At 69.2% G+C, this 19,966-nt stretch carries 23 protein-coding genes; 12 read left to right on the top strand and 11 right to left on the bottom strand.

Translation table 11 applies throughout. The annotated features are described in order from the left end of the window. Window positions 1–13: 13 nt before the first annotated feature. Together MCHUDSM44219_RS02960 and MCHUDSM44219_RS29720 are read right to left on the bottom strand one after the other, a co-directional pair. Window positions 14–1,297 carry an HNH endonuclease gene (locus tag MCHUDSM44219_RS02960; RefSeq protein ID WP_048416739.1) on the bottom strand — a complete coding sequence of 428 codons (1,284 nt, stop codon included), beginning with the start codon at window positions 1,295–1,297 and terminating at the stop codon, window positions 14–16. A 37-nt stretch (window positions 1,298–1,334) separates the two neighbouring features. Further along, on the bottom strand, window positions 1,335–1,514 hold the full coding sequence (locus MCHUDSM44219_RS29720) for a hypothetical protein (protein ID WP_131722272.1): 180 nt from the start codon (window positions 1,512–1,514) through the stop codon (window positions 1,335–1,337). A gap of 51 nt (window positions 1,515–1,565) precedes the next feature. Here MCHUDSM44219_RS29720 and dapB point away from each other — a divergent pair, with 51 nt between their 5' ends. Further along, window positions 1,566–2,303: a 4-hydroxy-tetrahydrodipicolinate reductase gene (gene dapB, locus MCHUDSM44219_RS02955; protein ID WP_048416738.1), complete on the top strand. Its 738-nt coding sequence runs from the start codon at window positions 1,566–1,568 to the stop codon at window positions 2,301–2,303. Continuing rightward, complete coding sequence (locus MCHUDSM44219_RS02950; RefSeq protein WP_048416737.1) at window positions 2,300–2,767, top strand: hypothetical protein; 468 nt, start codon at window positions 2,300–2,302, stop codon at window positions 2,765–2,767. The genes dapB and MCHUDSM44219_RS02950 overlap by 4 nt, the downstream gene beginning before the upstream one ends. A 16-nt stretch (window positions 2,768–2,783) precedes the next feature. Here MCHUDSM44219_RS02950 and MCHUDSM44219_RS29915 read toward each other — a convergent pair whose 3' ends face one another. Beyond that, window positions 2,784–3,326: a TetR/AcrR family transcriptional regulator gene (locus MCHUDSM44219_RS29915; RefSeq protein WP_053081165.1), complete on the bottom strand. Its 543-nt coding sequence runs from the start codon at window positions 3,324–3,326 to the stop codon at window positions 2,784–2,786. 84 nt (window positions 3,327–3,410) lie between these two features. Here MCHUDSM44219_RS29915 and MCHUDSM44219_RS02940 point away from each other — a divergent pair, with 84 nt between their 5' ends. The 3 genes from MCHUDSM44219_RS02940 to MCHUDSM44219_RS02930 all read left to right on the top strand — a co-directional run bounded on the left by MCHUDSM44219_RS02940 (window position 3,411) and on the right by MCHUDSM44219_RS02930 (window position 6,355). Further along, window positions 3,411–5,336, top strand: coding sequence for an FUSC family protein (locus MCHUDSM44219_RS02940; RefSeq protein ID WP_157868743.1), 1,926 nt, complete (start codon window positions 3,411–3,413; stop codon window positions 5,334–5,336). A 77-nt stretch (window positions 5,337–5,413) separates the two neighbouring features. Then, window positions 5,414–5,812: a flavodoxin family protein gene (locus MCHUDSM44219_RS02935; protein WP_048416778.1), complete on the top strand. Its 399-nt coding sequence runs from the start codon at window positions 5,414–5,416 to the stop codon at window positions 5,810–5,812. Window positions 5,813–5,887: 75 nt separating this feature from the next. Next, window positions 5,888–6,355: a hypothetical protein gene (locus tag MCHUDSM44219_RS02930; protein ID WP_048416735.1), complete on the top strand. Its 468-nt coding sequence runs from the start codon at window positions 5,888–5,890 to the stop codon at window positions 6,353–6,355. Here MCHUDSM44219_RS02930 and MCHUDSM44219_RS02925 read toward each other — a convergent pair. After that, window positions 6,349–7,269: an HpcH/HpaI aldolase/citrate lyase family protein gene (locus MCHUDSM44219_RS02925; RefSeq protein WP_048416777.1), complete on the bottom strand. Its 921-nt coding sequence runs from the start codon at window positions 7,267–7,269 to the stop codon at window positions 6,349–6,351. The genes MCHUDSM44219_RS02930 and MCHUDSM44219_RS02925 overlap by 7 nt on opposite strands. Window positions 7,270–7,274: 5 nt before the next feature. Further along, window positions 7,275–8,012, bottom strand: coding sequence for a dienelactone hydrolase family protein (locus MCHUDSM44219_RS02920; RefSeq protein ID WP_048416734.1), 738 nt, complete (start codon window positions 8,010–8,012; stop codon window positions 7,275–7,277). Between the two features lie 42 nt (window positions 8,013–8,054). Here MCHUDSM44219_RS02920 and MCHUDSM44219_RS02915 point away from each other — a divergent pair, with 42 nt between their 5' ends. The 3 genes from MCHUDSM44219_RS02915 to MCHUDSM44219_RS02905 are packed head-to-tail and all read left to right on the top strand — an operon-like array spanning window position 8,055 to window position 10,542. Beyond that, window positions 8,055–8,855 carry a thymidylate synthase gene (locus MCHUDSM44219_RS02915; protein WP_048416733.1) on the top strand — a complete coding sequence of 267 codons (801 nt, stop codon included), beginning with the start codon at window positions 8,055–8,057 and terminating at the stop codon, window positions 8,853–8,855. Next, window positions 8,852–9,337 (top strand): dihydrofolate reductase, encoded by a 486-nt coding sequence (locus tag MCHUDSM44219_RS02910; RefSeq protein ID WP_048416732.1) that lies wholly within the window; start codon window positions 8,852–8,854, stop codon window positions 9,335–9,337. The genes MCHUDSM44219_RS02915 and MCHUDSM44219_RS02910 overlap by 4 nt, the downstream gene beginning before the upstream one ends. Continuing rightward, complete coding sequence (locus MCHUDSM44219_RS02905; RefSeq protein WP_048416731.1) at window positions 9,334–10,542, top strand: winged helix-turn-helix domain-containing protein; 1,209 nt, start codon at window positions 9,334–9,336, stop codon at window positions 10,540–10,542. Before MCHUDSM44219_RS02910 ends, MCHUDSM44219_RS02905 begins: the two co-directional genes overlap by 4 nt. On the opposite strand, the gene MCHUDSM44219_RS02900 is transcribed toward MCHUDSM44219_RS02905, so the two are convergent. After that, the gene (locus MCHUDSM44219_RS02900) at window positions 10,487–11,896 is read right to left on the bottom strand and encodes an APC family permease (RefSeq protein ID WP_048416730.1); all 1,410 of its coding nucleotides are present in this window, start codon (window positions 11,894–11,896) and stop codon (window positions 10,487–10,489) included. The two genes, MCHUDSM44219_RS02905 and MCHUDSM44219_RS02900, sit on opposite strands and share 56 nt — an antisense overlap. Window positions 11,897–11,918: 22 nt before the next feature. Then, window positions 11,919–12,836: a proline iminopeptidase-family hydrolase gene (locus tag MCHUDSM44219_RS02895; protein ID WP_082162003.1), complete on the bottom strand. Its 918-nt coding sequence runs from the start codon at window positions 12,834–12,836 to the stop codon at window positions 11,919–11,921. 101 nt (window positions 12,837–12,937) lie between these two features. On the opposite strand from MCHUDSM44219_RS02895, the gene MCHUDSM44219_RS02890 reads away from it, so the two are divergent. The 4 genes from MCHUDSM44219_RS02890 to MCHUDSM44219_RS02875 are packed head-to-tail and all read left to right on the top strand — an operon-like array spanning window position 12,938 to window position 17,090. Continuing rightward, window positions 12,938–13,702, top strand: a complete 765-nt coding sequence (locus tag MCHUDSM44219_RS02890; protein WP_048416728.1) for a FadR/GntR family transcriptional regulator — start codon at window positions 12,938–12,940, stop codon at window positions 13,700–13,702. A gap of 19 nt (window positions 13,703–13,721) precedes the next feature. Beyond that, window positions 13,722–14,474, top strand: coding sequence for an FAD-dependent thymidylate synthase (gene thyX / locus MCHUDSM44219_RS02885; RefSeq protein ID WP_048416727.1), 753 nt, complete (start codon window positions 13,722–13,724; stop codon window positions 14,472–14,474). 19 nt (window positions 14,475–14,493) lie between these two features. Then, window positions 14,494–15,402, top strand: a complete 909-nt coding sequence (gene dapA, locus MCHUDSM44219_RS02880) for a 4-hydroxy-tetrahydrodipicolinate synthase (RefSeq protein ID WP_172506251.1) — start codon at window positions 14,494–14,496, stop codon at window positions 15,400–15,402. A gap of 11 nt (window positions 15,403–15,413) precedes the next feature. Beyond that, window positions 15,414–17,090, top strand: a complete 1,677-nt coding sequence (locus tag MCHUDSM44219_RS02875; RefSeq protein ID WP_048416725.1) for a ribonuclease J — start codon at window positions 15,414–15,416, stop codon at window positions 17,088–17,090. A gap of 181 nt (window positions 17,091–17,271) precedes the next feature. On the opposite strand, the gene MCHUDSM44219_RS02870 is transcribed toward MCHUDSM44219_RS02875, so the two are convergent. From MCHUDSM44219_RS02870 to MCHUDSM44219_RS02855, 4 genes are all read right to left on the bottom strand, one after another. Further along, entirely contained in the window at window positions 17,272–18,144 is an 873-nt protein-coding gene (locus tag MCHUDSM44219_RS02870; RefSeq protein WP_048416724.1) for an SAM-dependent methyltransferase, read from the bottom strand. Further along, window positions 18,141–18,959, bottom strand: a complete 819-nt coding sequence (locus tag MCHUDSM44219_RS02865; protein ID WP_048416723.1) for a mycofactocin-coupled SDR family oxidoreductase — start codon at window positions 18,957–18,959, stop codon at window positions 18,141–18,143. The genes MCHUDSM44219_RS02870 and MCHUDSM44219_RS02865 overlap by 4 nt, the downstream gene beginning before the upstream one ends. A gap of 2 nt (window positions 18,960–18,961) precedes the next feature. Next, complete coding sequence (locus MCHUDSM44219_RS02860) at window positions 18,962–19,276, bottom strand: putative quinol monooxygenase (protein WP_048416722.1); 315 nt, start codon at window positions 19,274–19,276, stop codon at window positions 18,962–18,964. A gap of 74 nt (window positions 19,277–19,350) precedes the next feature. Beyond that, a complete protein-coding gene (locus MCHUDSM44219_RS02855) occupies window positions 19,351–19,803 on the bottom strand; it encodes a DUF2834 domain-containing protein (protein ID WP_048416721.1) in 453 nt (150 codons plus the stop codon). Between the last annotated feature and the right edge of the window lie 163 nt (window positions 19,804–19,966).

The following is a 19,966-nucleotide window of genomic DNA, read 5'->3' as shown; positions in this document are numbered from 1 at the left end:
CCGGGCTGTCGGCTCACGCGGCGTCGAACGTGACCAGGTCGATGCTGAGTCGGCCTTCGAGCAAGCTGATGCGTTGTCGGATGGGTGGTCCCGGTAGTCGTAGCGCGGCTGAGCGGTACACCGCCCCGGTGGGGGTGTGGAACTCGGCGATGTGTTGGCCGCCGTGTTCGCTGGTGGTGACGGTCCAGCCCGGGGCTTCTTTGGCGATGTTGCAGCCTTGGCACGCCCCTAAACCGTTGCGGGCGCTGGTGGGTCCGCCCAGGCGGTGGGGGGTGGCGTGGTCGTGGTGGCGGATGGGGGCGTTGCAGTACGGGGTGCGGCAGGTCTGATCGCGCAGCCCGATGAACGCCGCCAGACCCTTCGGGAACAGGCGAGCTCTGGATTCCATCGCGACCAGTTGTCCACTGGTGGGGTGGCGATAGAGCCGGCGCAGGGTGGCCTTGGTGTTGTCGTCGACGACGGCGTCCCTGACGATTGCCCGCACCACCGCGGCGGGTACCGGCCCGTAGTTCTGGATCCAGCCGGGGCAGTCGTCGTCGCCGTAGAGGGTGGTGTCGGCCAGCACCAGGTTCACCGCCACCGGTGCCGGCGAGGTGCAGGGGCGCCCGGTCACGCGCACATAGAGGGTGTCGGCCATGACCTGGCCGCGGCCACGGCCGTCAGAGGTCGCATCGGCGTGCCGCTTCAGCGCGGCGTAGATCCCGATTCCCTGCGTCAGCGGCAGGAGTGCGGTGACATACACCATGCCTTCGGGGGCGGGACGGGTCCAGACGCACCGGTCCCCGACAGCTTTGGCGTTGCGTTCCACCACCGCCGCGGCATCGAGGCGGGCGGTGATCTTCTTGGCTTCGGCTTCGACCTGCGCATTGCCCCACCCCTGCAACGTCGCGGGGTCGGCGCACAATTCGGCATCCAGCTGGCGGCGAAGCTCGACGCTGAGGCAAGCGGACTGCTTGACGATTAGGGTTGCCCGATACTCGGTGAGCACCCCGCTCTCCAGCGCGGCCAGAGTGTGGGGCATCTCGTGGACCAGGGCGTGGGCGAACCCGAGGTGCCGGCCACCGGTGCAGGGGGCGTCGCGGCGCGCCAACGCGACCTCAGAACCCAGCCCGCGACCTCGTTTCGCGGCAGGCACCCCCGCGGCCTGCTCGGCAGCATGCCGCTTGGCGGCCCACAACGCCGTCGCGCGGGCCTGGGCCGCAGCGGCTCGGGCTTTGACCCGCTCGTAGTGTGCGACGGCATCGCACAGCGCCTTCTCCGACGCGCCCTGGTCTATTTCGAACATGCGTTCGATCATGGATCCCACGGTACAACCGCCCACCGACAACTGTCGATCAGTTGAGCCGCATGTCGGACGTCCAGCTGGGGTTGACGAGCGGGTCCACTCGACCCTCGCGGATGCGCCGGAAGTACCAGAGCGCGGCGACGACAAACAGCGCCATGAGCGCCAGACAGCCGACAGTGACCAGGATTTCCGGTGAGCCACCACCGGAACCACCCATACGCAGCGTCATTGTGTGATAGCGGTCCCGCTCGTCGACGCACCCCTCGTCTAGGCTCAGCCCATGCGAGTCGGAGTGCTGGGAGCCAAAGGCAAGGTCGGCGCCACCATGGTCGCGGGGGTCGAAGCCGCGGATGACCTGACGTTCACCACCGGGGTGGACGCCGGCGATTCGCTGTCGGCGCTCACTGACAGCGGCACCGAGGCCGTCATCGACTTCACCCATCCCAGCGTCGTCATGGACAACCTGAAGTTCCTGATCGACAACGGCATTCATGCCGTCGTCGGCACCACCGGCTTCACCGACGAGCGGCTCGACCAGGTCCGGCAATGGCTTGCCGGCAAGCCGGACGTCTCCGTGCTGATCGCGCCGAACTTCGCGATCGGCGCGGTGCTGTCGATGCACTTCGCCCAGCAGGCTGCGAAGTACTTCGAGTCCGTCGAGGTCATCGAGCTGCACCATCCGCACAAGGCCGACGCGCCGTCGGGGACGGCCGCGCGCACCGCCAAACTCATCGCCGAAGCACGAAAAGGCATGCCGCCCAACCCCGATGCCACCAGCACCGGGCTCGAGGGCGCGCGCGGCGCGAACGTCGACGGCATCCCCGTGCACTCGGTCCGGCTCGCCGGCCTCGTCGCCCACCAGGAGGTCCTCTTCGGCACCCAGGGCGAGACGTTGACCATTCGGCACGACAGCATCGACCGGACGTCGTTCGTCCCGGGTGTGCTGCTGGCCGTCCGCAAGATCCGCGAGTTCCCCGGCCTCACCGTCGGTCTGGAACCCCTGCTCGACCTGACATGAACGAGGGCTCCCGCGCGCTGCGCACCCAGCTGCTGATCGGGTTCATGTGCCTCGCGCTCGTCGTCTACTTCGTCCTGCTCGGCAGGGCCGCGGTGATCCTCATCAGGTCCGGGGAGGCGGCGGCCATCGGACTCGGCGCGGCCATCCTGATCCTGCCGATCGTCGGCGCCTGGGCGATGATCGCCACGCTGCGGGCCGGTCTCGCGCACCAGCGGCTGGCGCGCCTGGCGCGCGAGCAGGGTATGGAACTCGACGTCAGCGACCTGCCGCGCAGGCCCTCCGGACGGATCAGCCGCGACGCCGCCGACGCACTGTTCGCCACCGTCCGCGAGGAAGTCGAGGCCGACCCCGACGACTGGCGCCGCTGGTACCGGTTGGCCCGCGCCTACGACTACGCCGGGGATCGCAGCCGCGCGCGCGAGACCATGAAGAAGGCCGTGCGCATGCAGGAGGCGGCGTCGTGAACGACTCGGCCACACCCTAATTCGGTCGCGGCCGCAAGCCGTCGGCCAGCACGCGGCCGGCGGCGCGCAGCGCCTCGGACGCGTCGGATGTGCCCGCCCGCGGGTCCAGCGCCGCCGCGACCGTTCCGGTGAGCAGGCTGACAGCCAAGTCGGGGGTGATGTCATCGCGCAGGCGTCCCGCCCGCTGCCCCCGCACGATGCCCTCGCGCAGCGGCCGCAGCACGGCGGTGACCTCCTGCCGTGTCCGGTCGTCGACCGGCCTCAACTGACGCACCGCGCGATACCGATCGCCGATGGCGCCGAACGCTTCGACGACGTCGGCAGCGATCTCCGGGGTGACCTCCGGCTCGGTACCCAAGGTGCGCTCCAGAGCCTCGCGCGTCTCCGCCAGAGATCGGCGGTAGAGATCGGCCAACAGTTGCTCCCGTGACCCGAGGTGCCGCCACGCCGTCGCCCGGCCCACTCCGGCGGCGACCGCGATGTCTGCCATGGAGGCTGCGGGATCCTCGGCGAGCGCCTGCGCGGCGGACTCGAGCAGGTCGCGACTGGACTGGCCCATGGTCGTGTCATTACCACCGCAGAACGCCGTGAAACAAACTGTTTCATCTCTCGGTGGTGGGGGTACCTCCCGACCGTGGCAGGCGTGCGTCGAGTGATGGAGCGGGCGGTCGCCCGCATCGTCGCCTCCGACCCGTCGCATCAGCGGCTGCGGATGGCCGCGCGGGGGACGCTCGCCGTCGGCGGAGCGGTTGTCGTGGTCGCCCTGCTCGCCCGGGCACTCGGTCAGTCCATCCTTCCCGCCGCGCCGGGAGTGGTCGTCGCGATGATCGGCACCATGGCCGTCAACGACGAGTCGCGACGTGCCCGGATGATCACTCTCGGTCTCGGTGTGCTCACCGCGTTCGGTGGCGTCGCGGTAGGCAGTCTGCTGTTCGACGCGAGCATCGCCAGTCATGTCGCCTTCGTCGCCGCGGCGGGCGCGGCCACCTACGTCCAGCGCTACGGGCCGCGGGGAATGGCCCTGGGGATGTTGGGCTTCATGTCCTACTTCATGGCGATCTTCCTGCGCATCCCCGCCAGCGGGCTGTGGTGGACCGCGCTGGCCGTCTGCGCCGGCGCCGTCGTCGCCGGTGTGGTCAAGGACGTGCTCGTGCCCGACCGGCCGGTCGGCGATCTACGTCGCACCGTCGACGCCTTCGTCACCCGGGTCGGGCAGGTTCGACGCGCGGCCGACCAGGTGGTCCGCGACGGTGACGACGGCATCGACGGCAGGCGGCGCAGTCGGCTCCGGCGGAAGATCCTCGGGCTGCGCGAGACGGAACTGGCGATCGACGGTCAACTCGGCGACTCCGACGATGAAACGTCGCTGCGTTTGCACGATCTGGTTCTGCACGCGACGTTGGCTGCCGAGGCTCTCGGTGAGCGCGCCGTGCACGGTGCCAGCGTTCCCGACCTCACCGAAGACGAACTCGACCAGATCGTCGCGGAGCTTCGCGAGGCTGGACGCACGGTCCGACCGGAAGAGGAGGGCCAACGCGACGAGACGGACAGCGACGACGAGGATTCCGCCGAGGATGACGAACCGTCCAGCCGGCTCTCGCCCGACCTCCGCAAGGCGCTGCAGGCCACGGTCGCCACCGGGCTGGCCGTGCCGATCGGTCTGCTCGTCTCCACCCAGCGGTGGTACTGGGCGGCGATCGGCGCGTTCGTGGTCTTCACCCGTCCGGCGACCGCGGCCGAGAGCGTGGTGCGCGGCTCCGAGCGACTGTTGGGAACGACGATCGGCGCGGCGGCCGGCATGGCGCTGGGCACCGCCGGCAGCGGTCATCCCGACGTTCAGCTCGTGCTTCTCGGGGTCGGTGTCTTCGTCTCGCTGTACCTGTTCGGAGTCTCCTACATCCTGGCGATGGCGGGCATCACCACGATCCTGGCGATCGTCTACGACCTGATGGGTCAGTTCAGCGGCCAGGTGCTGGAACTGCGGGTGGCCGAAACGGCCATCGGTGTCGCGCTCGGCGGCGTGGCCGCGATGCTCGTGTTCCCGACCAGCTCGCGGAACAAGATCCGGGAATCCGAGAGCGACCTCCTCGAGGAACTGCAGAGCTTCATCGACACCCTGGCCGACCCCGACGCAACCCGTCGACCGCGCGACCTGCGCGACGCCGCCCGCGCCGTCGAGCAGAAAGCACACGATCTGCGTCTGGTGGCCGCGCCTCTGACGCAACCCTTTCCGGGGATCGGCTCGGGCCGGCGCCGCCGACGGGTGGTCATGCTGACGGCTCTGGGCCGCTCGGCGCGTCAGCTCGCGCGGGAGGTCTCCGCCGATCCGGGATCTCTGCGCGAGGCTGCAGTCCGCGAGGACCTCGAGGCGCTATCGTGTCGGCTGGCAGCGTTACGTTCGGAATCCGATGCCGCGCAGCAGGTTCCGGTTCGAGCAGCACAGATCGACGGGCCGATCGGACGCGAACTGCACCGTATCGCCCGCATACTCGACAGCCTGTCCGACGACCCAGAGGCGACGACGCCGCTCGGCGGTGCCGACACCACGACGACCGGTCACCGGATCTGACGGTGATTTCCGTGGACAATCGGTCGGTGCCCCGCCTGCTGATCGTGCATCACACGCCGTCGCCGCACTGCCACGAGATGCTCGACGCCGTCGTCTCGGGCGCGACCGACCCCGAGATCGAGGGTGTGGAGGTGGTGCGACGGCCGGCGCTGACCGTGTCGTCGGTGGAGATGCTCGAGGCCGACGGCTACCTGCTCGGAACCCCGGCCAACCTGGGCTACATCTCCGGTGCCCTCAAGCACGCGTTCGATCAGAACTACTACCAGCTGCTCGACGCCACCCGGGGCCGGCCGTTCGGGGTGTGGCTGCACGGCAACGAGGGCACCGAGGGAGCCGAGCGGGCCATCGACGGGATCACCGGCGGCCTCGGATGGGAGCGCGCTGCGGAGACGGTCGTGGTGTCCGGCAAGCCGACCAAGGCCGACCTGGAAGCGTGCTGGAACCTGGGCGCGACCGTCGCCGCTGCACTCATGTGATGCAGCCGTTCGTCAGCGCGCCCCACCGTGGGACGGCACACTTGCTCCGACGCTGACGTACTGACAAGGAGTGACATGCCCGGTATCGCCGAAATCGCCCTCGCCGGGGCTCCTATCGCCGGCGGCGCACTGCTGGGAATGGCTGCGGGCAACCTCAAGGGACCCGACATCCAGGGTCTGATCGTCAAGGACATGGACCTGCTGGCCCGCATTCCGGAGGATCAGGTCGAACGGCGCGCCGAACTGCAGCGCATCATCAATCTGCGCATCGACGACCTGATCGCCGCCGTGCACAAGAACCGCGAACTGCGCCAGCTGGCCGCGTCCTACGAGGGCAACTGGCGCGACATCGTGGTGTTCGTGTGCGCGGTCCTCTTCACCATCGTGTGGTGGAACGTCGACCACGGCAGGACGAACTGGCTGGTGATGTTCATCGTGCTGATCGTGTTGTCGGTCGTGGCCTTCGTCTACGCGGTCCGGGGCATCGTCCGGGGCGTGCGCAGGCTCCTGCGCGCTCGCCACCGCGCCGCGCACGGTCAGTAGTGATAGGTGTCCGATGGCGCGGGGATGTGCACCGGGTCGTCGACGTCCTCGAAGTGCGAGGGTTCGATGCCATACGAGCGGGCGAGATCGAGGATCTTGTTGGCCCGCGCGATCCGGGGCAGATCCGAGCCGTTGCGGATCTCGCCGCCGTCGCGTTCGAACTCGACCAGGAACTCCTTGGCCCAGCTGATCTCCTCCACCGACGGGGACAGGCCTTCGTTGACCGTCGGGCACTGATCCGGTGTCAGGCAGATCTTGCCGGTCATGCCGAACTCGGCGGACACCGCGGTGGCCTCGCTGAGCCGCAGCGCGCTCGACCCGACGGTCGGACCGTCGATCGCGCCCGGCAGGTGCGCGGCCTTCGCCGCGATGGTGAACCGTGAGCGCGCGTAGGCCAGCGTCGTCGGATTGTCGCCGAAGCCGGTGTCGCGGCGGAAGTCGCCGATACCGAACGCCAGCCGGAAAGTGCCTTTCGCCGAAGCGATCTCGGTGATGCGCTCCAGCCCGCGGGCGGTCTCCACCAGCGCGACGATCGGCACGTTCGGGAGCCGCTTGGCGGTCTCGGTGACGTGATCGACCGACTCCACCATCGCCAGCATCACGCCGCCGACCGACGTGCCGGCCAGCATCTCGAGATCGCCGGCCCACCATTCCGTGCCGAACCCGTTGACCCGCACCCAGTCGTCATGTCCCGCGGCGAGCCAGCGTGTGACGTTCTCCCGCGCCGCGGCCTTGTCCTTCGGGGCGACCGCATCCTCGATGTCGAGGACGACGATGTCGGCCCGGGACTCCGCGGCAGGTGCGAACCGTTCGTAGGAGGCGCCGTTGACGAGCAGCCAGCTGCGCGCGAGTACCGGGTCTATCCGCGTGCCGTGCTCGCTGGCGGCTGAGTCGCTGAAAGTCTGGTCATACACGCCGCTCACCCTAGGTGAGCGCCGAAAAACGAGCGCATCGCCTCCCAGTGCCGCCGTGCCGCGGGCTCGTCGTAGGGCCCGTTGTCCGGCACCGCGAAGCCGTGGAAGGCGTCGTAGAACTCGACGGTGTGCTCGACGCCGGCAGCGGTGAGCGCCTTGTCCAACGTCTCGCCGTCGGCGACGGTGAACGAGCGGTCGTTCTTGGCCGCACCGACGTAGACGGCCGCGCTGATCTGATCGGCCCTCAGGTGAGGGCTCGACGGATCGTCGGTGACCAGGCCGCCGCCGTGAAACGACATCGCCGCCGCCACCCGGTCCGGCAGCCGGCCCGCGACCACCAGCGACGTCCGCCCACCCATGCAGTAACCCGTCGTCCCGAACGAGGACCCGCTGACCTCCGGGCGGTCCGCCAGGTAGTCGAAGAACGCTTGCGCATCGGTGGCCATGACCTCCGGGGTCACCTTCGCCATCATGTCGAACAGCCGGGTGCGCTCGGCCTCGTCCTCGAACACCGTGGCCATCGAGAACGGCGCCCAGTCGCCGTCGCGGTAGTAGACGTCGGGCACCAGCACCGCGTACCCGTACTCGGCCAGTTTGTCGGCCATCGCGCGGAACGTCGGCCGGGCCCCGCCGGCGTCGGGATACATGACGACGCCGGGCCACGGCCCGTCGCCGTCGGGGGTGTGCAGGCTGACGGGGCAGGAGCCGTCGGCGGTGGTGACAGTGTCGGTGATCCTCGGCATGGGTTCCGTTCTACTCCGGGCCGTTGCACGTAAGCTGAGCGCGTGCCGATCCCCACCCCCTACGAGGACCTTCTGCGCCTGGTGCTCGAGCACGGAACCGCCAAGTCCGACCGCACCGGCACCGGCACCCGCAGCCTGTTCGGCCACCAGATGCGCTACGACCTGAACGCCGGGTTCCCGTTGATCACCACCAAGAAGGTGCACACCAAGTCGATCGTCTACGAGCTGCTGTGGTTCCTGCGCGGCGACTCCAACGTCGGCTGGCTGCAGCGGCACGGCGTCACGATCTGGGACGAATGGGCTTCCCCGACAGGCGATCTCGGCCCCGTCTACGGCGTGCAGTGGAGGTCGTGGCCGACGCCGTCCGGCGAGCACATCGACCAGATCAGCGCCGCGCTCGACCTGCTGCGCAGCGACCCCGACAGCCGCCGCAACATCGTGTCGGCGTGGAACGTCGGCGAGATCCCGCAGATGGCGCTGCCGCCGTGCCACGCGTTCTTCCAGTTCTACGTCGCCGACGGCCGGCTGAGCTGCCAGCTCTACCAGCGCAGCGCCGACCTGTTCCTCGGCGTGCCGTTCAACATCGCCAGCTACGCGCTGCTGACGCACATGATGGCCGCCCAGGCCGGACTGGACGTGGGGGAGTTCATCTGGACCGGCGGGGACTGCCACATCTACGACAATCACGTCGAGCAGGTCACCCAACAGCTCTCCCGCGAACCCCGCCCCTATCCGGAACTCGTTCTGGCGCAGCGTGATTCGATCTTCGACTACACCTACGAGGATGTCATCGTCAAGAACTACGACCCGCACCCGGCGATCAAAGCCCCGGTGGCGGTGTGAGCCAGAGCCTGAACCTGATCTGGGCGCAGTCCTCCTCCGGCGTCATCGGCCGCGGCAACGGCATTCCCTGGCGGCTGCCCGAGGACATGGCGCGGTTCAAGGACCTCACCATGGGCCACACCGTCATCATGGGGCGCCGGACCTGGGAGTCGCTCCCGGCGAAGTTCCGGCCGCTGCCGGGCCGGGAGAATGTCGTACTCACCCGTCATGCTGACTACATGGCTGAGGGAGCACGGACGGTGACGCGCCTCGAGGACGTGACGCTCGACGGCGCCTGGGTGATCGGCGGGTCGGAGATCTACGGGCTGACGCTGCCGCTCGCGACACGGTGCGAGGTGACCGAGGTCGACATCGACTTGCGCCGGGAAGACGACGATGCGCTGGCGCCGGTCCTCGACGGGGACTGGATCGGGACCGAAGGGGATTGGCAGGACAGCTCCTCGGGGCTGCGCTACCGGTTTTACAGCTACCGACGGGCATGAGGCTCACCGCTGCGCAGGCGCGGCGGGTGGCGGTGGCGGCCCAGGGTTTCGCGGACGCCAAGCCGGCAGGACCGGTCACCCGCGCGCACCTGAAGAGACTGATCGCCCGGATCCAGGTGCTGCAGCTCGATTCGGTGTCGGTGTCGGTGCGCGCCCACTACGCGCCGGTGTTCAGCCGGCTCGGCCCCTACGACCGCGACCTTCTGGATCGGGCGGCCTGGAGTCACTCGGCGCGCTCGCCCCGGCTGCTCGTCGAGTACTGGGCGCACGAGGCGGCCCTGATGGCCGTCGACGACTGGCCGCTGATGCGGTGGCGGATGCGCGAGTACTCGCACGGCCGGTGGGGGACCGAGATCGTCAAGCGCAACGCCAAGCTCGCCGAGGACATCGTCGCCGCGGTCGCCGAACTCGGCCCGGCCACCGCGGGGCAGATCGAGGCCCATCTGGAATCCGAACCGCGCGGGCGCAAAGGTCCGTGGTGGGACCGCAGCGACACCAAATGGGTGGCCGAGGCGCTGTGGTCGGCGGGCGTGCTGACCACCGCGACCCGCATCGGGTTCGCGCGGCACTACGACCTCACCGAACGGGTGCTACCCCCGGAGGTCGTGGCGCGACACGTCGACGAGCAGCAGGCCGTCCGCGAGCTCACGCTGCGGGCCGCCACCGCGCTGGGGGTGGCCACCGAGGCCGATCTGCGCGACTACTTCCGGCTCGGTGCCCGGCAGGTCAAACCGGCGATCGCCGACCTGGTGGCTGCCGGCGAGATCGAGCCGGTCCAGGTGGACGGCTGGACCGCGCCGGGCTACCTGCGCGCCGGGCAGACCGTGCCGCGCCGCGACCGGGGCACCGCGCTGCTGTGCCCGTTCGACCCGCTGATCTTCTTCCGGCCCCGGGTCGAACGGCTCTTCGGCTTCCACTACCGCATCGAGATCTACACGCCGGCGCCCAAGCGGCGGTTCGGCTACTACGTGTGGCCGTTCCTGGTGGACGGCCGGCTGGTCGGGCGGGTGGACCTCAAGGCTGACCGGGCCGCCGGTGCCCTCCATGTGGCCGGCGCATTCTGCGAACCCGGCGAGGAGCCCGCCCGGATCGCCGAACCGCTTGCCGCGGAACTGACGTCGATGGCGGGCTGGCTCGGGTTGGGTGACGTCACGGTCGGCTCGCGGGGACAGCTGCCGCGTGATCTGGCGACGGCCCTGCGGTGACGCCGCGCACCCGGTTGACGATGTAGACGACCGTGCCGATCGCCAGCCACACGATGCCGCCGATCTTGGCCAGCGAGTCGGCGTTGATCAGCACGTAGGCGATGATCACGAATCCCAGCGCCGGCACCACCAAATGGAGCAGGTAGTTCTTGGACTTCTTGCGCCCCAGGTAGTACCACGCCACCGAGATGTGCAGCAGGCAGAACGCGAACAGCGCCCCGAAGTTCACCAGCGACGAGATCAGGCCGATCTGGCCGACGAAGAACAACACCAGCACGATCGACAGCGCGCTGACCGTCAGGATGGCCGCGATCGGGACCTGCCGGGAGCTGATCTTCGACAGGAAATGGGGCAGCTGGCGGTCGCGACTCATCGAGAACAGCAGTCGGCTGGTCGCCGCCTGGGCGGCCATCGCGTTGGCGAACCCGACGGCGAGGACATTGACCACGAAGAACGCGTTCATCCAGCCCGTCGACGACGCGGCGCGTACCAACTCGAAGAACGCGTTGCCCACCTCGTCGTCGGGGAACGCCTCACGGCCGCCGGCCAGCAGGCTCGCCAGCCAGGTCTGCACGATGAACAGGAACGCGACGATGAACAGCGCGCCCACCATGGCCTTGCCCGCCGGGTTGCGGGTGCCGGTCGACTCCTCGGCCAGCGTGGAGATGCCGTCGAAACCCAGGAAGCTGAGCACCGCGATCGACAGGGCGGCGGCGAGCAGGGGCGCGCTGACCGTCTCGGGATTCCAGATCGGGCTGGTGCTCCAGCCGACGTCGGGCAGGCTCGCCCCGCTGATCGCACGGACCGCGATGACGACGAAGACCACCACGAACACCAGCTCGATCGCCAGGAACACCCGATTGGCCATCTTCAGCGAGTCGACGCCGAGAAGGTTGATCGCGGTGTTGACGAGCACGAACAGCACCGCCCACATCCACCGCGGGGTGTCCGGGAACAGGCCGATCATCGATTCGGCGGCGAACACGTACAGCAGCGTCGGCACCAGCAGGTAGTCCAGCAGCATCGCCCACCCGGCGAAAAACCCTGCACCCGGATGGATTCCGCGACCGACGTAGGCGAAGACCGACCCCGCCAGCGGGAACGACTTGGCCATCTGCGAGTAGGCGAGCGCGGTGAAGATCATCGCGATCAGGCCGATCACATAGACCAGCGGCACCATGCCGGCCGAGCTGTTGTACACGGTGCCGAAGATCGCCCACGGCGCGATGGGCACCATGAACACCAGCCCGTAGACCAGCAGGTCGAACGTCGACACCGAGCGGTGCAGTTCCTGTTTGTAGCCGAAGGATTCGAGCGTGTGCGTAGCGCTGGCGGAGCGGTCTGGGTCGGTCATGGTCTGTCCTCGTGACGGCGGGTCAGTTCCGGGCGGCGTCGGCCGGATCGTGTGCGGAGAGGAATGCCCCGATGACGGCGCGGAACTCCTCGGGCTTCTCGAGATGCGTGCAGTGGCTGGTGTCGGCGAAGACGTGGCTACGGGCCCCGGGGATGTGCTCCGCATAGGGCTGCCAGGTGGCGGGCGTGGCTTCGTCGAACTCACCCGCGACCACCAGGGTCGGGACCTCGACGGCGTCCAACCGGTCGATGATCGTCCAGTCCCGTAGCGTGCCGATCACGTGGAACTCGTTGGGGCCGTTCATGGTGTGGTACACCGTCGGTTCGGCCTCCATCTGGGCCTCGCTGTCGAGGAAGTCCTGCGGGGTGGGCTGCACCCGGCAGACGTGGCGGCGATAGAACTCCCCGGTCGCCTCGAGATACTCGGGGTCGGTGACGGTGCCCGAGGCTTCGTGGCGGTCCAGCGCGTCGCGTGTCTTCGAAGGGAGCTGAGCCCGCAGTTCGGCGGCTCCGGCCACCCACAGCTCCATCGATGCGGGAGAGTTGCAGATGGCCAGCGACGCCACGCCGGCAGGCCGGCGCACCGCGATCTCTGCGCCGAGCATCCCGCCCCACGACTGCCCGAGCAGGTGGTAGTGCTCGATACCGAGAGTGGTTCGGACCGTGTGGAATTCGTCGACGAACAGGTCCGGGGTCCAGAAGTCCGCGGGCGCGTCCGGCAGGTGCGTACTCTGCCCGCACCCGACCTGGTCGTAATGGATCACCGTACGTCCGGTCTCGTCGGCCAGGCCGGCGATGTTGGCGACGTAGTTGTGGGCCATACCCGGACCGCCGTGCAGCACGATCAGCGGCAGCGCAGCGGGCGCGGGACGCTCGGGAGAGGTGATCTTGACCCAGGTGGCGTAGTCACGGAACGGCACGGACAGCGTCTCGACAGGCACGCTCACCAGCTTCGCCCCGGAAAGGTCTCATGGCAATACCATTTAGGCACCATCGAGCCGAATTAACCTGACGTTGACACCGGAAGGATTGGATAGCGCTCATGGCCAGTGGATCGCCGGCGAAGCCGGGAGTGCTGTCCCGGCAGCTGGACTCCCCGACGCGCGTCGACGAGATCACCGATCGGCTGATCACGGCGATCGCGGTCGGCGAGTACCTGCCCGGTGCGCGGCTGCCCGTCGAACGCGAACTCGCCGAGGCGCTCGGCGTGGGCCGGATGACGGTCCGAGCCGCGCTCGCACGCCTGGTGGAACGCGGCGTGCTGGAGACCCGCCGGGGCCGCGGCGGCGGGTCCTACGTGCGCGAGCAGTGGCCCGACTCGGTCGCCGGCGCCCTCGGGCGCACGTTGAGCATCCGCCTCGAAGAGCTGCGTGACCGGTGCGACGCGATCTGCCGGCTGCACGGGGCGGTGTGCCGCGCGGCGGCCGAGGCCCGCACCGAGGCCGACGTGGCGATACTGCGGGGCTGCCTGGAGGACTACCGCCGCGCCGCATCGGGCGAGTCGGCTCAGCAGGCCGACAGCCGCCTGCACGTGGCGATCATGGAAGCCGCCCACAACGCGGTGCTCAAGCAGGTGCTCGTCGATCTGGAGGCGTCCGTCAGCGTCGGCGCCCCGGTGCATCCCTGGGGGGAGCCCTCGACGATGCGCGCGATGGAGTTGCGTGCGCTGCGCGACCACGAGCTGCTGGTGGACGCGATCGAACACCGACGGCCCGACGACGCCGACGAGATCGCCCGGGCCCACGTCGCGATCGACTTCGAGCTCATCTCCGCGGCCCTGCGCCGGGCCGGGGTGCTCACCGACTGAGCTCGGTTAGGCTTCGCCGGTGGCCGAGATCGCGCCGCTGCGCGTGCAGCTGATCGCCAAGACGGAGTTCACCGCGCCCCAGGACGTGCCGTGGAGCACCGACGCCGACGGCGGCCCCGCCCTGGTCGAGTTCGCCGGCCGCGCCTGCTACCAGAGCTGGGCGAAGCCCAACCCGCGGACCGCGACCAACGCCGCGTACCTGCGCCACATCATCGACGTCGGCCACTTCTCGGTGCTCGAGCACGCGTCGGTGTCGTTCTACGTCACCGGCATCTCCCGGTCCTGCACCCACGAGCTCATCCGGCACCGCCACTTCTCCTACTCGCAGCTGTCGCAGCGTTTCGTCCCCGAACACGATGCGGACGTGGTCGCCCCGCCCGGGATCGAGGACGACCCCGAGCTGACGCAGATCTTCACGGAGGCGGCCGACGCGAGCCGCGCGGCGTACACCGAGTTGCTCACCCGCCTGGAGGAGAAGTTCGCCGACGCGCCCAACGCGACGCTGCGACGCAAGCAGGCCCGGCAGGCCGCTCGGGCGGTGCTGCCCAACGCCACCGAGACCCGCATCGTCGTCACCGGGAACTACCGGGCATGGCGGCACTTCATCGCGATGCGGGCCAGCGAACACGCCGACGTCGAGATCCGACGGCTGGCCATCGAGTGTCTGCGCCAACTCGTCGTGGTGGCGCCGCAGGTGTTCTCCGACTTCGAGATCACCGTGCTGTCCGACGGCAGCGAGGTCGCGACCAGCCCGCTGGCCACGGAGGCGTGAGGCGAGGAGGGTAATCTTGGTGCCCGTGAGCACCACTGCCCTCGACGTCACCGCCCGCTTGGGCACCCTGTTGACGGCCATGGTCACTCCGTTCAAGCCCGACGGCTCGCTCGACCTCGACACCGCTGCGCGCCTGGCCACCCACCTGGTGGACGCCGGTTGCGACGGCCTGGTGCTGTCCGGCACCACCGGTGAATCGCCGACCACCACCGACGACGAGAAGATCGCGCTGTTGCGTGCGGTGCTCGACGCGGTGGGGGACCGCGCGCGCATCGTCGCCGGCGCCGGCACCTACGACACCGCCCACAGCATCCATCTCGCCAAGGCCGCGGCCGCCGAGGGCGCGCACGGCCTGCTCGTGGTCACCCCGTACTACTCCCGGCCGCCGCAGGCCGGGCTGCTGGCGCACTTCACCGCGGTCGCCGATGCCACGGACCTGCCGGTGATCCTCTACGACATCCCGCCCCGGTCGGTGGTTCCGATCGAATGGGACACCATCCGCACCCTCGCCGAGCACCCCAACATCGTCGCGATCAAGGACGCCAAGGGCGACCTGCCCGGCGGGGGTCAGATCATTGCCGAGACCGGGCTGGCCTACTACTCGGGCGACGATGCGCTCAACCTGCCCTGGCTGGCGATGGGTGCGGTCGGATTCATCAGCGTGTGGGGTCATGTCGCGGCCGGCCAACTGCGAGACATGTTGTCCGCGTTCGCCTCCGGCGACGTCGCGACCGCCCGCAAGATCAACGTGACCCTCGGGCCGCTCTCGGAGGCGCAGAACCGGCTGGGCGGCGTCACGCTATCGAAGTCGGCGTTGCGGCTGCAGGGCTTCGAGGTGGGCGACCCGCGCCTGCCGCAGGTGCCCGCCACTGATGACCAACTCGAGGCCCTGGCCGCCGACCTACGTGCCGCCGCGGTACTTCGGTAACGGGACCGTCCGTGGAAACAGAACTCGTCGCCCCGGGGCCGCTGGCCGCGGGCGCACTGCGGGTGACCGCGCTGGGCGGCATCAACGAAATCGGCCGCAACATGACCGTTTTCGAGCATCTCGGCCGGCTGCTGATCGTCGACTGCGGGGTGTTGTTCCCCACCCATGACGAGCCGGGTGTCGATCTCATCCTCCCGGATCTGCGCCACCTCGAGGGTCGCCTCGACGACGTGGAGGCGCTCGTCGTCACCCACGGCCACGAAGACCACATCGGGGCGATCCCGTTCCTGCTCAAGCTGCGCGCCGACATCCCGGTGGTCGGCTCGAAGTTCACGCTCGCCCTGATCAAGGAGAAGTGCCGCGAGCACCGCCTCTCCCCGACACTCGTCGAGGTCGCCGAGGGGCAGAGCTCCCGACACGGCGTGTTCGAGTGCGAGTACTTCGCGGTGAACCACTCGGTGCCCGGCTGCCTGGCCATCGGCATCCACACCGGCGCCGGCACCGTGCTGCACACCGGCGACATCAAGCTCGATCAGTTGCCGCTCGACGGCCGGCCCACCGACCTGCCGGGGATGTCGCGGCTCGGTGACAGCGGGGTGGACCTGTTCCTCTGCGACTCCACCAACGCCGAGATCCCCGGGGTGGGCCCCTCGGAGAGCGAGATCGGGCCCGCACTGCACCGCCTGATCCGCGGTGCGCAGGGCCGGGTCATCGTGGCCTGTTTCGCCTCCAACGTCGACCGCGTGCAGCAGATCATCGACGCCGCGGTGGCCCTGGGTCGAAAAGTGTCGTTCGTCGGCCGCTCGATGGTGCGCAACATGGGCATCGCGCGCGAACTCGGGTACCTCACCGTCGCCGACGACGACATCCTCGACATCGGCGCCGCGGAGATGATGCCGGCCGACCGCGTGGTGCTCATCACCACCGGCACCCAGGGCGAACCGATGGCCGCACTGTCGCGCATGTCGCGCGGCGAGCACCGCAGCATCACGCTGACCGCCGGGGACCTGATCATCCTGTCCTCGTCGCTGATCCCCGGCAACGAGGAGGCGGTCTACGGCGTGATCGACGCGCTGGCCAAGATCGGCGCCCGAGTGGTCACCAATCGTCAAGCGCGCGTGCATGTTTCCGGACACGCGTACGCGGGAGAGCTGCTGTTCCTCTACAACGGGGTGCGGCCGCGCAACGTCATGCCGGTGCACGGCACCTGGCGGATGCTGCGGGCCAACGCCGCGCTGGCGGCGAGCACGGGTGTGCCCGAGGAGAACATCGTCATCGCCGAGAACGGGGTCAGTGTCGACCTGACGGCGGGCCGGGTCGGCATCGCCGGGGCGGTGCCGGTCGGCAAGATGTTCGTCGACGGACTGGTCACCGGGGATGTCGGGGACGCCACGCTCGGTGAGCGACTCATCTTGACGTCTGGTTTCGTGTCGGTGACCGTGGTGCTGCGCCGTGGCACCGGACGGCCCGCAGCGCCGCCGCACCTGCAGTCACGCGGCTTCTCCGAAGACCCCAAGGCGCTCGAACCGGTCGCCCGCCGCGTCGAGGCGGAGCTGGACAGCCTGGCCTCGCAGAACATCACCGATCCCGGCCGCATCGCCCAGGCGGTCCGGCGCACGGTCGGCAAATGGGTGGGGGAGACCTACCGTCGTCAGCCGATGATCGTGCCCACCGTCATCGAGATCTAGCCGATCGGCGCGCCCGCCCGGTCATGGCTACCCCTCGCGAGCCATGGCCGGCGCGTTGCCCGTACCTCATTAATGCACACTATGCGGTGCGCCGACAGTGGCTCCGGGAAGAAATCCTCCGTCATTAATGTGCTTGTCCGTCAATACTTTTGGACCTGCATGGGGTGGGCGACACCAGTTGTCAGCGGTGGGCGAGCGCCGTCCACTCGATGGGCGACGCCGTCAGGGCACGCCCCGTGGGCCGGATGTAGAGGTCGCGGAAATAGCTGGGTCCGGCCTGTTCGTCCAGTCGCCAGCCGAGCTCGGCCAGCCATTCCCCCAGCCGCTCGGGGACCAGACCCGACAGCCACACCGGGCGGCGCCCGCGGAACCGCCGGTACACCGCGTCGGCGCCGTAGGTGTCGGTGCCGTCCACGAAGTCCTGCCGGATGTAGGTGAACACCAGCCGGCTGCCCGTCGCGGCGCCGCCGAGCTGGGACAGTGTGGCGGTCACCGCGTCGGGCGTCAGGTACTGCAGGAGTCCCTCGGCGATGAAGAACGTGCGCGCCGTGTCGTCGTATCCCGCCGAGCGCAGCGCCCCCATCAGGTCATCGCGTTCGAAATCTGCCGGCACCAGGTGCACCGACGCCGGGGTGCCGCCGAGTGCGCGCCGCAGGGCGTCGGCTTTGCGCGCCACGTTGCTCGGCAGATCCACCTCGAAGACCGGCAGATCGCTGTGCCGGGCGATCCGGCATCCGCGGCTGTCCAGGCCGGCGCCGAGCACCACGACGGCGTCGGTCTCGTTCAACGGGTCCGACAGCCGCTCGTCGATCAGCCGTTTGCGGCAGGCGATGCTCGGCCACAGGCCGGGTCCCTGGCGCTCCGATCCGGCCATCAGGGCACGGCGAACCGCCTCGGTCCGGGCCAGCGCGGCCAGCGCCCGCAGGTGCGCCGGCAGGAACGACGCGGCCAGGTCGTCGTCGACCAGCCGACGCTCCGGTGGCTCCTGGTGCTCGACCGCCGCGATCAGCATCGGGCCGACGGCGGTCTGCGCGGCCGCGCTGCGGCGCGTCATCGTTTGTTGACGTAGCCCGCGTCGACGGGCAGCGCGACACCGGTGACGTAGCGCGCGGCATCGGACACCAGCCAGAACACCGCGTTGGCGATGTCTTCGGGCTCGAGAGCCTGCACCGGGAGCGCATTGCCCATGTCGGGGCCGCCCGTGCTCGCCTGGGCCAGACCGTCGAGCCAGGATCGGGTGAAGTCGTTGTCGATCATCGGCGTGTTGACGCCGGCCGGGTGCACGGAATTGACCCGGATACTGTATGCGGCAAGGAAATTCGCATAGGCGCGCATCAGCCCGACGATGCCGTGTTTGGCCGCGGCGTAGCCGACCGAACCGGCCATCGGGGCGCCGATACCGACGAGTCCCGCCACGGAGCTGGTCAGCACGATCGCCCCGCCGTTGCCGAACTTGATCATGGGCTTCATCGCCACGTCGATCGTGTGATAGACGCCCGTGAGGTTCACGTCGATGACGTCCTGCCAGGCCTCGGCGGCCGCCATCGGGGCGATCCCCGCGTTGGCGATCACGATGTCGAGGCGTTCGCCGAGCCTCTCGGTGCCGTCGCGTACGGCGGCCTTCACCGCGTCGCGGTCGCGGACGTCGGCCTGGTACGTCAGGATCCGCGCGCCCGTCTCCTCGACGAGCTTCACGGTCTCCGCGAGGTCGTCGGGGGTCGCCAGGGGATAGGGCACCGACTCGATCTGCGCGCAAAGGTCGAGCGCGATGATGTCCGCGCCCTCCGAGGCGAGTTTCACCGCGTGCGCGCGTCCCTGCCCGCGCGCCGCGCCGGTGATGAAGGCGACCTTGCCGGTGAGTTCACCCATGCTTACGGCCGCAGCGCACCTTTGGCCGGATCTCCCGCCACCACGGGGCTCAGCATCTTGATGTCGGGCGCCCCGGCGAGGTGCTCGCCGATCGTGCCGAACAGCGTGGCCACCGCCGGCGCACTGCTGTGGGTCTTGAGCGCACCGGCGTCGGCCCACTGCTCGACGAAGACGAACGTGCCGTCGGCCTCGTGCAGGGAGTAGAGGTCGCAACCGGGCTCCGAGTGCACGGCCTCGATCGCCTGCTTACACGCCTCGCGGACGGTGTCGACAGACTCGGGCTTGGCGGTCATGGTGGCGACGACGGTGACAGGCATGTAGACGTGCTCCTCGGTCTCGGCGGTGAGCTGGACAGGTGTCCACCCTATTACGGCGGACCCAGCAGAGGGAGTCAGGCCAGTATCCACACCGTCAGGCCGGCGATGGCCGCGGCCGCGGCCACCAGACCCGCGACGTCGACCGCGCTCAGCTGCGACGCTGTCCGGTCGATGCGCAACTCGCGGGCGATGAGGAACAGCGGGAACGTCACGCTGATGGCGATCAGCGCGCCCAGCACGATGTATGCCCAGACGAACCTGATCCCGCGCCGACGGGCCTCTGAGACCATGAAGATCGCGGCGGACAGAAAGACAAGAGCGAGGTCGGCGGAGAACGACCGACCTCCGGGCGTCGCCGACACGTCGGCGACGAAATCGTTCAGGAAGTGCACCGGATCGCCCAGATAGGCGACGTTCTGGCTCCAGGTGGCGATCAGTGCGGCGAGCGCGATCGCGGCGTAGCAACCGCACAGGACTCGGGTCGATACCGGTAGCGGTGTGGCGGCGACGCCCTCGGTGCTGTTCATCCCCGCACAGTAGGACGACGGGTTCACCGGTCGATATCGATCTGTGACCTGTGTGGCAGATGGTGCATCTGAGGCTAGTGCGACTAGGCTTGACCCTATGGCGAGTAAGACCGCGGCCCGATCTGGCGCCCGCTCGGATGCACGCAATCGGTGCTCGACGCCA

It is taken from the genome of Mycolicibacterium chubuense, from assembly GCF_001044255.1.
In the GTDB taxonomy this organism is placed as follows: Bacteria; Actinomycetota; Actinomycetes; order Mycobacteriales; family Mycobacteriaceae; genus Mycobacterium; species Mycobacterium chubuense.
Note: the sequence above shows the minus strand (reverse complement) of the source record. Positions and strands in the feature narration are given on the sequence as shown.

Bases quoted from the DNA above. Each gene is read 5' to 3' on its own strand.
- MCHUDSM44219_RS02960 (WP_048416739.1), bottom strand. From the start codon at position 1,297: ATGATCGAACGCATGTTCGAAATAGACCAGGGCGCGTCGGAGAAGGCG.
- MCHUDSM44219_RS29720 (WP_131722272.1), bottom strand. From the start codon at position 1,514: ATGACGCTGCGTATGGGTGGTTCCGGTGGTGGCTCACCGGAAATCCTG.
- dapB (WP_048416738.1), top strand. From the start codon at position 1,566: ATGCGAGTCGGAGTGCTGGGAGCCAAAGGCAAGGTCGGCGCCACCATG.
- MCHUDSM44219_RS02950 (WP_048416737.1), top strand. From the start codon at position 2,300: ATGAACGAGGGCTCCCGCGCGCTGCGCACCCAGCTGCTGATCGGGTTC.
- MCHUDSM44219_RS29915 (WP_053081165.1), bottom strand. From the start codon at position 3,326: ATGGGCCAGTCCAGTCGCGACCTGCTCGAGTCCGCCGCGCAGGCGCTC.
- MCHUDSM44219_RS02935 (WP_048416778.1), top strand. From the start codon at position 5,414: ATGCTCGACGCCGTCGTCTCGGGCGCGACCGACCCCGAGATCGAGGGT.
- MCHUDSM44219_RS02930 (WP_048416735.1), top strand. From the start codon at position 5,888: ATGCCCGGTATCGCCGAAATCGCCCTCGCCGGGGCTCCTATCGCCGGC.
- MCHUDSM44219_RS02920 (WP_048416734.1), bottom strand. From the start codon at position 8,012: ATGCCGAGGATCACCGACACTGTCACCACCGCCGACGGCTCCTGCCCC.
- MCHUDSM44219_RS02905 (WP_048416731.1), top strand. From the start codon at position 9,334: ATGAGGCTCACCGCTGCGCAGGCGCGGCGGGTGGCGGTGGCGGCCCAG.
- MCHUDSM44219_RS02900 (WP_048416730.1), bottom strand. From the start codon at position 11,896: ATGACCGACCCAGACCGCTCCGCCAGCGCTACGCACACGCTCGAATCC.
- MCHUDSM44219_RS02890 (WP_048416728.1), top strand. From the start codon at position 12,938: ATGGCCAGTGGATCGCCGGCGAAGCCGGGAGTGCTGTCCCGGCAGCTG.
- MCHUDSM44219_RS02870 (WP_048416724.1), bottom strand. From the start codon at position 18,144: ATGACGCGCCGCAGCGCGGCCGCGCAGACCGCCGTCGGCCCGATGCTG.
- MCHUDSM44219_RS02865 (WP_048416723.1), bottom strand. From the start codon at position 18,959: ATGGGTGAACTCACCGGCAAGGTCGCCTTCATCACCGGCGCGGCGCGC.
- MCHUDSM44219_RS02860 (WP_048416722.1), bottom strand. From the start codon at position 19,276: ATGCCTGTCACCGTCGTCGCCACCATGACCGCCAAGCCCGAGTCTGTC.
- MCHUDSM44219_RS02855 (WP_048416721.1), bottom strand. From the start codon at position 19,803: ATGAACAGCACCGAGGGCGTCGCCGCCACACCGCTACCGGTATCGACC.